General features: G+C 59.3%; 13 protein-coding genes. 7 read left to right on the top strand and 6 right to left on the bottom strand.

From position 1 onward, the window contains the following. The first annotated feature begins 156 nt into the window (after positions 1-156). From NWV12_RS05605 to NWV12_RS05620, 4 genes are all read left to right on the top strand, one after another. Entirely contained in the window at positions 157-1659 is a 1503-nt protein-coding gene (locus tag NWV12_RS05605; RefSeq protein ID WP_048980761.1) for a sugar ABC transporter ATP-binding protein, read from the top strand. Continuing rightward, positions 1656-2651 carry an ABC transporter permease gene (locus NWV12_RS05610; RefSeq protein ID WP_023334863.1) on the top strand — a complete coding sequence of 332 codons (996 nt, stop codon included), beginning with the start codon at positions 1656-1658 and terminating at the stop codon, positions 2649-2651. Before NWV12_RS05605 ends, NWV12_RS05610 begins: the two co-directional genes overlap by 4 nt. Before the next feature lie 20 nt (positions 2652-2671). After that, the gene (locus NWV12_RS05615) at positions 2672-3736 is read left to right on the top strand and encodes a sugar ABC transporter substrate-binding protein (RefSeq protein ID WP_048980760.1); all 1065 of its coding nucleotides are present in this window, start codon (positions 2672-2674) and stop codon (positions 3734-3736) included. Positions 3737-3825: 89 nt separating this feature from the next. Then, a complete protein-coding gene (locus NWV12_RS05620) occupies positions 3826-5067 on the top strand; it encodes an LVIVD repeat-containing protein (protein WP_033144907.1) in 1242 nt (413 codons plus the stop codon). 103 nt (positions 5068-5170) lie between these two features. Here NWV12_RS05620 and mtnK read toward each other — a convergent pair whose 3' ends face one another. Next, complete coding sequence (gene mtnK, locus NWV12_RS05625) at positions 5171-6370, bottom strand: S-methyl-5-thioribose kinase (protein ID WP_048980758.1); 1200 nt, start codon at positions 6368-6370, stop codon at positions 5171-5173. A gap of 104 nt (positions 6371-6474) precedes the next feature. On the opposite strand from mtnK, the gene mtnA reads away from it, so the two are divergent. Together mtnA and NWV12_RS05635 are read left to right on the top strand one after the other, a co-directional pair. Further along, positions 6475-7491 (top strand): S-methyl-5-thioribose-1-phosphate isomerase, encoded by a 1017-nt coding sequence (gene mtnA, locus NWV12_RS05630; protein ID WP_048980756.1) that lies wholly within the window; start codon positions 6475-6477, stop codon positions 7489-7491. Between the two features lie 42 nt (positions 7492-7533). Further along, positions 7534-8004: an SRPBCC family protein gene (locus NWV12_RS05635; protein WP_032641748.1), complete on the top strand. Its 471-nt coding sequence runs from the start codon at positions 7534-7536 to the stop codon at positions 8002-8004. A 96-nt stretch (positions 8005-8100) separates the two neighbouring features. Here NWV12_RS05635 and NWV12_RS05640 read toward each other — a convergent pair whose 3' ends face one another. From NWV12_RS05640 to NWV12_RS05650, 3 genes are read right to left on the bottom strand one after another with little or no spacing between them, the layout of a single operon-like run. Then, positions 8101-8643 carry an acireductone dioxygenase gene (locus NWV12_RS05640; protein WP_015571163.1) on the bottom strand — a complete coding sequence of 181 codons (543 nt, stop codon included), beginning with the start codon at positions 8641-8643 and terminating at the stop codon, positions 8101-8103. Beyond that, complete coding sequence (gene mtnC, locus NWV12_RS05645; RefSeq protein WP_033144912.1) at positions 8640-9329, bottom strand: acireductone synthase; 690 nt, start codon at positions 9327-9329, stop codon at positions 8640-8642. Before mtnC ends, NWV12_RS05640 begins: the two co-directional genes overlap by 4 nt. Beyond that, entirely contained in the window at positions 9326-9940 is a 615-nt protein-coding gene (locus tag NWV12_RS05650; RefSeq protein WP_048980754.1) for a methylthioribulose 1-phosphate dehydratase, read from the bottom strand. The genes mtnC and NWV12_RS05650 overlap by 4 nt, the downstream gene beginning before the upstream one ends. 122 nt (positions 9941-10062) lie before the next feature. On the opposite strand from NWV12_RS05650, the gene NWV12_RS05655 reads away from it, so the two are divergent. After that, positions 10063-11223 (top strand): pyridoxal phosphate-dependent aminotransferase, encoded by a 1161-nt coding sequence (locus tag NWV12_RS05655; RefSeq protein WP_048980752.1) that lies wholly within the window; start codon positions 10063-10065, stop codon positions 11221-11223. Here NWV12_RS05655 and NWV12_RS05660 read toward each other — a convergent pair whose 3' ends face one another. Next, positions 11224-11850, bottom strand: a complete 627-nt coding sequence (locus NWV12_RS05660; protein WP_039261219.1) for a ParB/RepB/Spo0J family partition protein — start codon at positions 11848-11850, stop codon at positions 11224-11226. It abuts the gene before it with no gap. Further along, the gene (locus tag NWV12_RS05665; protein WP_048980750.1) at positions 11835-13058 is read right to left on the bottom strand and encodes a phosphoadenosine phosphosulfate reductase; all 1224 of its coding nucleotides are present in this window, start codon (positions 13056-13058) and stop codon (positions 11835-11837) included. The genes NWV12_RS05660 and NWV12_RS05665 overlap by 16 nt, the downstream gene beginning before the upstream one ends. Positions 13059-13098: the final 40 nt, after the last annotated feature.

Raw genomic sequence — 13098 nt, forward strand, 5'->3', positions numbered from 1 at the left:
GTGTCCTTTTTTGCCGAAGCGCTAACCCGATGTTATGTCTGGACATCCGGATGGCTAATAATATTTCGCTTTAACTTATGCCTTTTCCGTCGTTGTCAGTCAACCAGAGCTGTGAAAAATTCGATAAATCAGAAGAGTAATGAAGGATTTACGCGGATGGTTTCCAGTCGCCTTGAGATGCGCGGTATCAGCCTGGCCTTTTCCGGCTTTCAGGCGCTGTCGCGCGTGAATTTCACCTTAACCGGCGGATCCGTACACGCGCTGACCGGTGCCAACGGCGCGGGAAAATCGACCCTGATGGCGGTGCTGTGCGGGACGCACGACCACTATGAGGGTGAGATCAGCATCAACAACCAGCCGGTGAGCATCCGCGAACCGCTCGATGCCAAACGGCTGGGGATCCACCTTGTGCAGCAGGAAGTGGACGTAGCGCTGATCCCGGGGTTAAGCATTGCCGAGAACATCATGCTCGACCAGCTGGCGCAGCCGGGGCATCGCTTCAGCTGGCGCGCTATCCGCCAGCAGGCGAGACAGGCGCTGGCGCAGCTCGACGTGACGCTGGACGTTCGCCGTTCCATCGATGGCTGTTCGCTGGCCGAAAAGCAGCAGATTTTGCTGGCGCGGGCGCTGTCCCATCACTGCCGTTTTTTGATTCTTGATGAACCCACCGCGCCGCTGGACGCGCACGAGAGCGAGCGCCTGTTTGAGGTAGTGAGACGTTTAAAGCAGCAGGGCATCGGCGTGGTGTTTATCTCTCACCGCATTCACGAGCTGAAGGCCATCTGCGACACCCTGACGGTGCTGCGCGACGGCAAGCTGATCGAGTCCGGCCCGATGGCCGATCTTAGCGGCGAAGCGATCGTCGAGAAGATGCTCGGCCACGTGCTGAGCGATATCTATCCGCCCGCGCGGCCGCCGCACGGCGACGAAACGCTGTTACGCGTTGAGGGGCTTCACGACGACGCGCTGCTGAAAGATATCTCCCTGCACCTGCGCAAAGGCGAAATTCTCGGGATTGCCGGGCTGGCGGGGGCGGGGAAAACCGAACTCTGCAAGGCGCTGTTTGGCGCCAGCAAAAGCCGCGTGGCGCGCGGTGAGCTGAATCATCAATCCTGGCAGCCGCGCGACCCGGCCGACTCCGTGCTGCGCGGTCTGGCGCTGGTGCCGGAGGAGCGGCGGAAAGAGGGCATTTTTATCGACGAGCCGGTGAGCATGAACCTCGCCGTGTGCGCCGATAACAGCTTTTCGCGCTGGAGCCTGTTTGGCCATCGTCAGGCGTGGCGCTGGGCGGAAGAGGTCATCGCCCGCGTCGGCGTGCGCGCGCGTGGGCCGGGGCAGGTGCTGCGCCGTCTCTCCGGCGGCAACCAGCAGAAGGTCGCCATCGGTAAATGGCTGCGCAATGACGCCAGCGTGCTGATATTCGACGAGCCGACCAAAGGCGTGGACGTGAAGGCCAAAACCGACCTGTTCCAGCTGATTGACGGCCTGGCGCGCGAGGGCAAAGGGGTGATTTACGCCTCGGGCGAATTTGCCGAACTGGTCGGGCTGTGCGACCGCATCTGCGTACTGTGGGACGGGCGCATCGTGGCGGAAATCGCCGGGGCCGAGGCCCGCGAAGAGACACTACTTTATTATTCAACCGGAGGAACGGCGTCGTGAGCAAGGCCCTTTCAGTGAACGCGGCGGCGTCTGGCCGCCAGCAGATTTTCGATTTTCTCTACAGGTGGGGCATGCTGTTAACCGTCGTCGCGCTGGTGGCCGTCTTTGGCCTGGCGTCGGACAGCTTCCTCGATCCGAACAACATCATCAATATTCTGCGCTCGATTGCCATCGTGACGGTGATTGCCATTGGCGTGTCGATCTCGTTGACCATCGGCGGGTTCGATCTCTCCGTGGGATCCACCGCCTCGCTGGCGAACGCGCTGGTGATTTCCCTTTTCGTCTGGCACGGCTTTGGCACCACCGAGTCGATTCTGATCACCCTCGCGCTCTGCACGCTGGTGGGTCTGTTTAACGCCTTCCTGATCGTCATCCTGCGCATTCCGGACATGCTGGCGACGCTTGCCAGCCTGTTTGTGATCCAGGGCGTGGCGATGACCTACAGCTACGGCGGGTCGATTACCGAGAACATGGTGCTGCCGAGCGGCGACATGGCGGAAGGGACCATTCCGGCGGCGTTCAGCCTGCTGGGGCAGGTGCCGACCATCGTGATCGTCATGCTGGTGGTGACCGTGCTGGCGCAGCTGGGCCTGTCGCTCACTACGCATGGCCGACGCATGTACGCCATCGGCGGTAACCCCGAAGCCGCGCGCCTCTCCGGCATTCGCACCACGCGCTACAAGGTGGCGGCCTACGTGATTGCCTCGCTGCTGGCGGGTCTGGGAGGGATTTTGCTGGCTTCACGCATCGGCTCGTCGCAGGTGAATGCGGGCGGCGGATACCTGATGGATGCGGTGGCGGCGGCGTGGATTGGCTTCTCGCTGGCCGGATCCGGCAAGCCGAACGCGCTGGGAACCCTGGTTGGGGCGGTCATTCTCGGCGTGCTGTCGAACGGGCTGGTGATGCTCTCCGTGCCGTATTACGCCATGGACATTATAAAAGGGCTGGTGCTCGCGGTAGCGCTGGCGATTACCTACATACAAAAACGCTGACAACACAACGGGATAAAAAAATGAAAAAGATTGCACTCTCTTTGGTGGCACTTGGGTTGCTCACGGCTCTGCCAGGCTTCGCGGCCACGCCCGCGCCGCTTCCGGCAGCCATTGCGAACCATGACGGCCCGATCCGCATCGCGGTGATCCGTAACCTCGGCTCAGATGACAACACCACGCAGTTTATTGCTGGCGCAATTCAGGAAGGGAAGAAGCTCGGCTTTAAGGTCAGCACCTTTTTAAGCAACGGGGACGACGCCAAATTCCAGGACTTCGTGAACCAGGCCATCAGCCAGAAGTATGACGGGATTATTCTCTCTCAGGGGCGCGATCCGTACTCCACCGCGCTGGTGAAGAAAGCGGTGGATTCCGGGATCAAAGTCGCCGTCTTTGATACCGCCGTTAACGGTGAGATCCCGGGCGTGACCGTCACCCAGCAGGACGATGCCTCCCTGACGAACCTCTCCTTCGGCCAGCTGGCGAAAGATTTTAACGGCAAGGCCAATATCGTCAAGCTGTGGGTGGCGGGCTTCCCGCCGATGGAGCGTCGTCAGGCGGCCTATAAAGAGCTGCAAAAGCAGTATCCGGACATCAAAGAGCTGGAGTCTATCGGCGCCGTGTCCTCTGACGTGCAGGGCGATACCGCCAACAAGGTGGGTGCGATCCTGGCGAAATACCCGAAAGGCAAAATCGACGCCATCTGGGGAACCTGGGACGCCTTCAGCCAGGGCGCGTACAAGGCGCTCAAGGAGAATGGCCGCACCGAGATTAAGCTCTACAGCATCGACATCTCCAACCAGGATCTGCAGCTGATGCGCGAGCCGGGCAGCGCGTGGAAGGTGAGCGTGGCGGTGGATCCGAAGCTGATTGGCGCGACTAACGTGCGACTGGTGGCGAACAAGATTGCCGGGGAAGCGACGCCCGCGACCTACGATTTCAAAGCGGCGGCCATTCCTCAGGCGCTGCTGACCGCCCAGCCGGGCCCGGTGAACGTGGCGTCGCTGGGGAAAATCATTCCGGGCTGGGGCCAGACGGAAGATTTTATCGCGCCGTGGTTTGCGACGCTGGAAGCGAAAAATAAATAAAACCAGGCCGGGTGGCGTCAGGTGCGGCCTGATGCCCTCACCCCGGCCCTCTCCCGCAGGGAGAGGGGGAAAACCCAAAGGAGCTAACGGTGACGCAAGTACCCCTTCCAGAATACAGCCGCAATATGCGGCTGATTGGCCATAGCGATCAGGGCGGTCGCCCGGACGGCGTGCAGCTGATGGTCCATCGCGGTTTCGCCTATATCGGCCATATGGTGTCGCAGGGATTTTCGATTGTCGACGTGCGCGACCCGAAAAACCCGAAAGCGGCGGGCTACGTGCCCGCGCCGCCCGGCACCTGGAACGTGCACCTGCAGGCGCATGACGACCTGCTGCTGGTGATTAACGCCCGGGATCTGTTTGCCGATGCCCGCTTTGCCGACGAGAAGGTCTACTACACACGCCAGGTGGGGGAGACCGTCAGCGATGTGCAGGACAAAGGCTGGAGCGCCGGGCTGCGGGTGTTTGATATCTCCACGCCCGACAGGCCGCGCGAAATCGGCTTTCTGTCGCTGAGCGGCATCGGCATCCACCGCATCTGGTACGTCGGCGGCCGCTGGGCGTATGTGTCAGCGCTGATCGACGGCTTTACCGACTACATCTTTCTGACCATCGACCTGGCGGACCCGCGTAAGCCTGAAGTGGCGGGGCGCTGGTGGCTGCCGGGGATGAACCAGGCCGAAGGGGAGAAGCCGAACTGGCCGGAAGGGAAACGCTACGCGCTGCATCACGCGATTATCGCGGGCGATACCGCCTACGGCAGCTGGCGCGACGGCGGCCTGACGCTGCTGGACGTGAAGGACCGCACCCGGCCGAAGCTGATTAGCCACCGCAACTGGAGTCCGCCGTTTGGCGGCGGGACGCACACCGCGCTGCCGCTGCCGGACCGCGATTTGCTGGTGGTGCTGGACGAAGCGGTGCTCGATAACCAGGAGGACGGCGAAAAGCTGATCTGGCTGTTTGATATCCGCGAGCCGTCGAACCCGGTCAGCATCTCGACCTTCCCGCAGCCGGATGAAACCGACTACGTGGCGAAAGGGGCGCATTTTGGCCCGCATAACCTGCACGAGAATCGGCCGGGGAGCTTCGTCAGCTCGACGCTGATTTTTGCGACGTATCAGAATGCGGGCGTGCGGGCTTATGACATTTCCAATCCGTATCGACCGGTGGAAACCGGTGCGCTGGTGCCCGCCGCGCCGGAGAGAATGATGGACACGCGGCCGAATCGCCCGCAGGTGATCCAGTCGTGCGACGTGTTTGTGGATGCGCAGGGGATAATTTACAGCACGGATTATAACGGCGGGCTGTCGGTGATTGAGTATCTGGGATGAGTGCGGTTTGATGCCCTCACCCCGGCCCTCTCCCACAGGGAGAGGGAGAAAATCAGAATCGTAGGCCCGGTAAGCGCAGCGCCACCGGGCACAAAGCCGGCACTCAGCTGTACTGCCGCACTCGTGCCACCAGATCTTCCGCGCTGTCGATGCGGTCGGCAATGACAATCAGCGCTTTACCGAGCGTTATCGCGTGGCGCAGACACTCGTGGCGCATCGACTCGTCCTGGATGGTGTCGATATCCGCGACGTGGGAAAGCCCGACGCTGCGGCGAATGAGCTCGGTGCCGCAGAAGCCGATGGCGTCATGCCAGACCTTTTTCAGGAACGCGGAGGCATAGCCCGGCGCGCCGAGCGCGGCGTCGCGCGTTTTCTCGTTTGCCAGCGCCTGGAAGCGTTCCGCGAAGGTGTTCCACAGCTCCTGAATATCGGTCAGGCGCTGCTCGCGCGCGGCGGCGGCATCGCGAATGCCCAGATGCCCCGGCAGGCCGCAGAAATTCAGCAGCAGGTTGCCGATGGCGGTACCGACGTCAAAGCCAATCGGGCCAAAGTAGCCGAATTCGGCGTCGATGGCCTTCAGGCTACCGTCGGCCACAAAAATCGAGCCGCTGTGAATATCGCCGTGCAGGAGCGCTTCGGCGTGCGAGAAGAAGCGGTGCTTCAGGGAAGCTACGGCAATTTTAAGCTGAGCGTCGTCGCGCAGGGCCGCGACGTCATTTTCCAGCTCGGCCGGGTAGCTGTTGCGTTCGTGGATCTGGTACGGATCGTTGAAGAACAGATCTTCGGTGATCTCGCACATCTCCGGGTTGATGAATTTCGCCACCTGCGCTTTTTTCGCGTGCGGGTGCAGGTAGAAATCGCTGGTGTGGAACAGCGCGTGGGCGAGGTATTCGCCCAGCTGACGGGCCGCCTGCGGGTAGTAAATGTTTTTAATCAGCTCGCCGCGCCAGATGCGATGGCTGGAGAGGTCTTCCATCACCATCACCGCCAGCTCCGGGTCAAAGTGGTGGATTTTCACGGTGTGCTGCGGGCTGTGCTGGTAGTGCTCGACCAGCGTTTGCGCTTCAAGGCGGGCGCGGTCCAGCGTCAGCGGCCAGGATTCGCCGACGCAGCGCACGTAGGGCAGCGCCTGCTTAACGACGATTCGGCTCACGCCCGCGCCGTCGAAAATTTTGAATACCAGATTGAGGTTGCCGTCGCCTACTTCCTGCGCCTCTACCAGCGATGAAGGATCGTCAAGTCCGCCAAACTGCCTGGCATACTCCACGGCGTCCTGAGCGGTAAAGGTACGGTATTGCGACATGGCCTGCTCCTCACGAGTTTTCTAATTAAGACATGTAGACGTCTATACATCTGGATTTCATCCTGACACAATGTGCTACAACAACGCAACAGGGAATTAACGACATGCAGACATTACAGACGACCAGCCTGCGGGTGGCGGATAATCAGCTCTTTATTCTCGATCAGCAGGCGCTTCCGCAGGAGAAACGCTGGCTGGATGCCTCGACGGTAGAGGCGCTGGTCGGACATATCCACGCCCTGCGCGTGCGCGGCGCGCCGCTAATTGGTCTCTCTGCAAGCCTGCTGCTGGCGCTGCTGGCGGAAAACGGCAAAAGCCGCGACGAGCTGGCGGCGGCGCTGGAAACCCTGCGCGCCTCCCGCCCGACGGCGGTGAACCTGATGAACAATCTCGACCGCATGAAGATTGCGCTGTGGCAGGAAGAGTATGTTCCGGCGCTGGTGGCCGAAGCGCTGCGCCTGATTGACGAAGACAAACGGCTTTGCGACGCGATTGCCAAAGCCGGCAGCGCGCTGGTGAAGCCCGGCAGCCGTCTGCTGACCCACTGCAACACCGGCGGGCTGGCAACGGCGGGCGTTGGCACCGCATTGGGCGTGATTGCCCGCGCGCATCAGGAGGGTAACGTCAGCAACGTCTGGGTGGATGAAACCCGTCCGCTGCTGCAGGGCGGCAGATTGACCGCGTGGGAGCTTGGCGAGCTGGGCGTGCCGTATCAGCTGATTACCGATTCCATGGCCGCCAGCCTGATGGCAAAAGGGCTGGTGGACGCCGTGTGGGTGGGCGCAGACCGCATTGCCGCCAACGGCGACGTGGCGAACAAGATCGGCACCTATTCTCTGGCGGTGCTGGCGAAATTCCACGGCATTCCGTTCTACGTGGCCGCCCCGCAAACGACCCTCGATCCGGACTGCCCGAACGGGGACGCGATCCCCATTGAGCAGCGCGCCGCCAGCGAGGTGACGGGCGTGGCCGGAAGCTTTGGCGCGGTGCAGTGGGCGCCGGAAAACGCGCAGGTCTATAACCCGGCGTTTGACGTTACGCCTGCCTCGCTGATCAGCGGCTGGGTGCTGGATACGGGCGTAGTCACGCCGGAAGCGGTGGCAAACGGGAAATTCGCCTGAGTCCGGCTATCCTTTAAGGGGTTCCCCTGAGAGGACAATATCGTGACGCTCGATCCTGAAACTGACTTAAAACTGGAGCGCGTGGTGGATGCACCGCGCGACCTGCTGTGGCTGTGCTGGACCACGCCGGAGCACATCAAAAACTTCTTCATTCCTGCTCCCCATAAGGTGACCGAATGCGACCTCGACCTGCGCGTGGGCGGGCGGTTCAACACCGTGTTTGAGGTGGACGGGCAGCGGATGGATAACCGGGGCGTGTTTCTTGAAATCGACCCGGGGAAAAAGCTGGTCTTTACCGATGGCTATACCGAAGGCTGGAAGCCGGCCGAGAAGCCGTTTATGACGGCGATCCTGCTGCTGGAGGATGTGGGCGAGGGCAAGACCCGCTACACGGCGATTGCGCGTCATCCGACGAAGGAAATCCGCGAACAGCATGAGCAGATGGGCTTCCACGAAGGGTGGGGGATTGTGCTGGATCAGCTGGTGGGGTATGTGAAAGGACTGGAGCGTTGAAGCTCGAGCGGCCTGATGCCCTCACCCCGACCCTCTCCCACAGGGAGAGGGAGCAAACACTAAAAACGGCAGCTCTAGCTGCCGTTTTGCTTTTACCTATGCCAACCGTGGATACGCATCCGCGATGGCATCGCCCGTAAACTGCGCCACCCAGCCTTCCGGGTTATCGAAAATGCGGATCGCCGTAAAGTTCGGCTCTGAGCCCATATCAAACCAGTGCGGCGTGCCCGCGGGAACGGAAATCAGGTCGTTTTTCTCGCACAGCACCTGATACACCTCATCGCCAATGTGCAGGCAGAACAGCCCCGCGCCTTCTACGAAGAAGCGCACTTCGTCTTCGCCGTGGGTGTGTTCGTTCAGGAACTTCGCGCGCAGCGCCTCTTTCTGCGGGTTGTCGGCGCGCAGGCTGATCACGTCCCAGCTTTGGTAGCCTTTTTCCGCCACCAGCTTGTCGATCGCATGCTGATACGCCTCGATCACGGCTTCAGGTGCGGGATCGTGTCCTAAATCGCGATCCGCCGCCCAGCGTTCAAACCGCACGCCTTTGGCGTTGAGCTGCTGGGCGATCTCGGCGGCGTCGGTGCTGTGCCACTGGTGTTGACTGGCGTCTTTATCGGAATAAATGGTCAATGCGCTCATGAAGGGATCTGCTCCGGATTAATCTCGTCAAACTGGTGGACCTGATGGTGATGGCTTGCGCCGTCATCATCACCGCGAATCAGCTGCAGTGTGCGAAAACCTGCCTGTTCAGCCGCGTCCAGCTCCTGATGAATATCGGACAGGAACAGGATCTGCGACGGGGCGATGCCCGTTTGTGCCGCAATGTTCTGATAGGACTGCACCTCGCGCTTGGCGCCGATGTGGGTATCAAAATAGCCGCTGAACAGATGAGTAATATCACCTTCGTCGCTGTAGCCAAATAACAGTTTCTGCGCGGCGACGGAGCCAGAGGAATAAACATAGAGATCAATCCCTTGCGCTTTCCACTTTTCCAGCGCAGGCAGTACGTCCGGGTAGAGGTGGCCGGTAAAGTCGCCGTTCACGTAGCCGTCATGCCAGATGATCCCCTGCAGGGCTTTGAGCGCCGTGGATTTGCGGTCTTCATCCATAAAGGCAAACAGGGCGTCGATAAGCTCGCTGACGCTGGCGTGCGGGTTACCGATTTCATCACGCAGGTTGTCCAGAATGGATTTGACCGGCTCGGCGTACTGCTGCGCGGTCACGAAGGCCGCCAGCCGCTCACGCGCGTAGGGGAACAAAACGTCATGGACAAAACGGATATCGCTGGTGGTCCCTTCAATATCCGTCACAATCGCGCGAATCATACTCTCTCCAGTTGTCGTAAACGCATTTCGCATTCAAATAAGAATTCTAGTCCTTCCAGATGACGGCGGGCCTCGGCCACGTCGCGTCCCCAGCAGGTTAAGCCATGACCGCGCAGAAGAAAACCATAATTAAGCGGGCGTTCCTGTGCGTAATGGGCGATTCGGGAGGCGAGGGCGTCAATATCCTGGTCGTTATCGAAGACCGGGATAGCCACCGTATCCAGATGCGTGGTCTGCCCGGTGAGGGATTTTTGCATCTCAAAGCCGCTGATGTAGAGCTCGGCTTCTTTGACCAGACGCGACAGCACCGTGGCGTTGACGGTATGAACGTGCAGGACGGCGTTGGCTTCCGGGAACAGGCGATAAATCAGCGTGTGAAGACCGGTTTCCGCCGACGGCCTGCGGCCAGACGGCGCGCGGTTGGTGGCAATTTCAACCTGCAGAAAATCCGCCGTTGTCAGGCTGCCTTTGTCTTTGCCGGATTCGCTGAGCCAGCAGAGGCGCTCGTCCTGACGCACCGACATGTTGCCGCCGGTGGCGGTTGCCCAGCCTTTGGCGCCAATCCAGCGGCAGGCGTCGACAAGATGTGTGAGTTGCAGGTTGTCTGTCATTTCCTTTTACCCTCGCGGCCAGGAATATTCATATGGTTTAGACGTCTAAGCGTCTTGATTGCCAAAGACTAACATCGTGTTATAGTGGCAGCAACATAAGTATTACAAGCAGGCATGACACAATGAGCAATAACGCATTGATTCCTCAGAGTAAACTTCCCAATCTCGGTACTACCATCTTTACGCAGATGAGCGCTCTGGCGCAGCAGCACAACGCCATTAACCTTTCGCAGGGATTCCCGGATTTCGACGGCCCGACCTATCTGCAGGAGCGCCTGGCGTACCACGTGGCGCAGGGGGCGAATCAGTATGCCCCGATGACGGGCGTGCAGGCGCTGCGGGAAGCCATTGCGGATAAAACGGCGGAGCTGTACGGCCATAAGCCCGATGCGAACAGCGACATTACGGTGATGGCAGGGGCGACCGAAGCGCTGTATGCGGCAATCACCGCGCTGGTGCGTACGGGCGATGAAGTTATCTGCTTTGATCCGAGCTACGACAGCTATGCGCCTGCGGTTGAACTCTCCGGCGGCGTGGTGAAACGCGTGGCGCTCCAGCCGCCGCATTTTCGCCCTGACTGGCAGGCGTTTGCTGCGCTGCTGAGCGACAAAACCCGCCTGGTGATCCTGAATACCCCGCACAACCCGTCGGCGACGGTGTGGCAAAAGGCCGATTTCGCCGCGCTGTGGCAGGCGATTGCGGAACGTGAAATTTACGTGCTCAGCGATGAAGTCTACGAGCACATCTGCTTTGCAGAAGAAGGACACGCCAGCGTGCTGGCCCATCCGCAGCTTCGCGAGCGTGCTATCGCCGTCTCGTCATTCGGTAAGACTTACCATATGACCGGCTGGAAAGTGGGCTACTGCGTCGCACCGGCGGCTATCAGCGCCGAGCTGCGCAAGGTGCACCAGTACCTGACCTTTGCCGTGAACACGCCGGCTCAGCTGGCGCTGGCGGATATGCTGCGCGCCGAGCCGGAGCACTATCGCGAGCTGCCGCACTTCTATCGTGAACGTCGGGATCTGTTTGTGACGGCGCTCAGCAAAAGCCGTCTGGAGATTTTGCCCTCAGAAGGGACCTATTTCCTGCTCGCCGACTACAGCGCGATATCGGAACTGGACGACGTGAGTTTCTGCCAGTGGCTGACGAAAGAGGTGGGCGTGGCCGCCATTCCGCTGTCTGTATTCTGCGCCGATCCCTTCCCGCATAAGCTGATTCGTCTTTGCTTTGCGAAGCAGGAATCGACGCTGCTGGCGGCGGCAGAGCGCCTGATCACGCTCTGATTATTTCACCGTCCAGGCTTCTGAGTAACGACGGTCTGCAAACAGCTCCAGCAGACCGTTGATTTGCTTGAGGCGCAAGACTTCATCGCTGTCCATTCCCAGCTCCTTGCTTATTCTCTCGTCATTCCAGCCAAGCTGCACCAGCTCGCGAACGATCTCCGACATAGCGTTAATCTGGTGTCGACCCCGCGCCCGGTTGTGACGAATAGTGGCAGCCATACGGTCATGTTTATCTTGTCGGTCCTGGCGCAGGAAGGTCACAGGGAGATAACCCTTGAGCTGGTGCTTCAGTGCCGCCCGATTTGTACCGATTTCATGGCGATGAAAACCATCCACAATTTCATAGTGTTGCGGTTCACTTTCTGTCACAACGATAGGTTGGGTGAATCCATCGAGTTCCAGCGACTTACTGAGCAGCCTTTTTTCTGGCGGGGCAACATTATTGGGGTTGTAGTCGTTAGCGGTAATAGCGTCCTGTCTGATCCAGAGGACGCAGTCTATCGGTTGCGCACGAAACGGACTGTGTTTATGGATCGCTTCACGAAAGGCATTTATGGCGTTAATGCGTTCCTCTTCGGGAAGTGACTGAAGGTACGTTTCCATCTCGTTGATTAGTTTTTGTCGCATAATATGCCCCACTCCTTGCGTTTCGCCTTCACTCTGTCGCTGTAGCGCTGATAATGTTTGGGTTTATTTGGGCTGAACGATAGCGCCCTGCACCAGTAGTCGTTATTCAGGAGAACCTTACAAATACGGCGCCATGAGGGAACATCTTTGGCACCGATATCACCGTCCTGCGTATCGGGAATCTCCTCTGTGCCTCTCTTCTGATACCAGTGCAGATAAATGGCGATTTTATTGCGGTAATGCTCAGCCGTATTTTGCGGCATGCTGTCGAGGAGCAGCATGGCATATTCGCGCCAGCACAGGTGTTCGGGTTTCAGAATTTTTCGGTGACCATAAAAATGGTTATCGTGTCCGGCGTACATCCCCCCGCTGCGCGCACCGCTCACGCGCTCACACATGGCCGCCCAGCGATCGGGCTCAACAACGTGGTAGAGCCATAATCCCTGGCGCTGCTCCGGACCAAAGGGTTCACAAATCCGCATGTAGCGTAGCGGCACGCCGGCCTGAAACATCAGGTCATAGAGTGGGTTATAGCAACACCCTGATTTGGCGAACCAGGTCCATATATCGGCGGTTTTCCAGTCGTAGAGAGGGTAGATATACCAGGCATGTCCTCCCGGTGCGACGGTTGTCCAGGGTTTATCGTCGGCAAACCGCTGTTTACGCGCCGACGCGACAGCCAGAAAACGGTTGTATGACTCATCGGCGCGGATGCCAATCAGTACCGCCGCCGGGCGATTGCAAGAGAACCAGTCGGAGAAACCGCGGACAAAGGTTTCAAACGTCATGCCTGGCTGGTAGAAGGGAAAAAAAGTGAGATCGGTTATCGCATCGTCAGGAGGCTGGCGGACCCATTGTGTGCCGGGTTCCCAGCATTGCCATTCCGGCTGGAATTGCGACAGTGAATTTTGCGTTGTCAGGGGGAGCGCGACCCACCAGAAATGGTCGATGACATCGCTGTACAACTCGCGCATATGTTCCACATGGATAATGGTATGGGAAAACTGCGCTTCCCAGTCGATAAAGAGCACATCTATTTTGATGTTCATCAGTCGCGCCTGCTGGGCAACCAGATGCAGCATGACGGTGGAGTCTTTACCTCCTGAAAAAGAAACACAGATTCTGGGTAAGTTTTCGAGCGTCCATTTTATTCGCTCCCGAGCAGCGGTAAGAACATCCTGATTTAAAGGGTATTTATAAATTGACATGCTTATTCTCATCCTGAGGAATAAATACCTGACTGTAGCG

Origin of the sequence: Enterobacter sp. Crenshaw (genome assembly GCF_024734705.1) — a bacterium.
GTDB classification, from domain to species: domain Bacteria; phylum Pseudomonadota; class Gammaproteobacteria; order Enterobacterales; family Enterobacteriaceae; genus Enterobacter; species Enterobacter asburiae_B.

What these genes read in the sequence shown, in the direction of transcription:
- NWV12_RS05605 (WP_048980761.1), top strand. Translation starts at nt 157, where the DNA reads ATGGTTTCCAGTCGCCTTGAGATGCGCGGTATCAGCCTGGCCTTTTCC.
- NWV12_RS05615 (WP_048980760.1), top strand. Translation starts at nt 2,672, where the DNA reads ATGAAAAAGATTGCACTCTCTTTGGTGGCACTTGGGTTGCTCACGGCT.
- mtnK (WP_048980758.1), bottom strand. Translation starts at nt 6,370, where the DNA reads ATGTCGCAATACCGTACCTTTACCGCTCAGGACGCCGTGGAGTATGCC.
- mtnA (WP_048980756.1), top strand. Translation starts at nt 6,475, where the DNA reads ATGCAGACATTACAGACGACCAGCCTGCGGGTGGCGGATAATCAGCTC.
- NWV12_RS05640 (WP_015571163.1), bottom strand. Translation starts at nt 8,643, where the DNA reads ATGAGCGCATTGACCATTTATTCCGATAAAGACGCCAGTCAACACCAG.
- mtnC (WP_033144912.1), bottom strand. Translation starts at nt 9,329, where the DNA reads ATGATTCGCGCGATTGTGACGGATATTGAAGGGACCACCAGCGATATC.
- NWV12_RS05650 (WP_048980754.1), bottom strand. Translation starts at nt 9,940, where the DNA reads ATGACAGACAACCTGCAACTCACACATCTTGTCGACGCCTGCCGCTGG.
- NWV12_RS05655 (WP_048980752.1), top strand. Translation starts at nt 10,063, where the DNA reads ATGAGCAATAACGCATTGATTCCTCAGAGTAAACTTCCCAATCTCGGT.
- NWV12_RS05660 (WP_039261219.1), bottom strand. Translation starts at nt 11,850, where the DNA reads ATGCGACAAAAACTAATCAACGAGATGGAAACGTACCTTCAGTCACTT.
- NWV12_RS05665 (WP_048980750.1), bottom strand. Translation starts at nt 13,058, where the DNA reads ATGTCAATTTATAAATACCCTTTAAATCAGGATGTTCTTACCGCTGCT.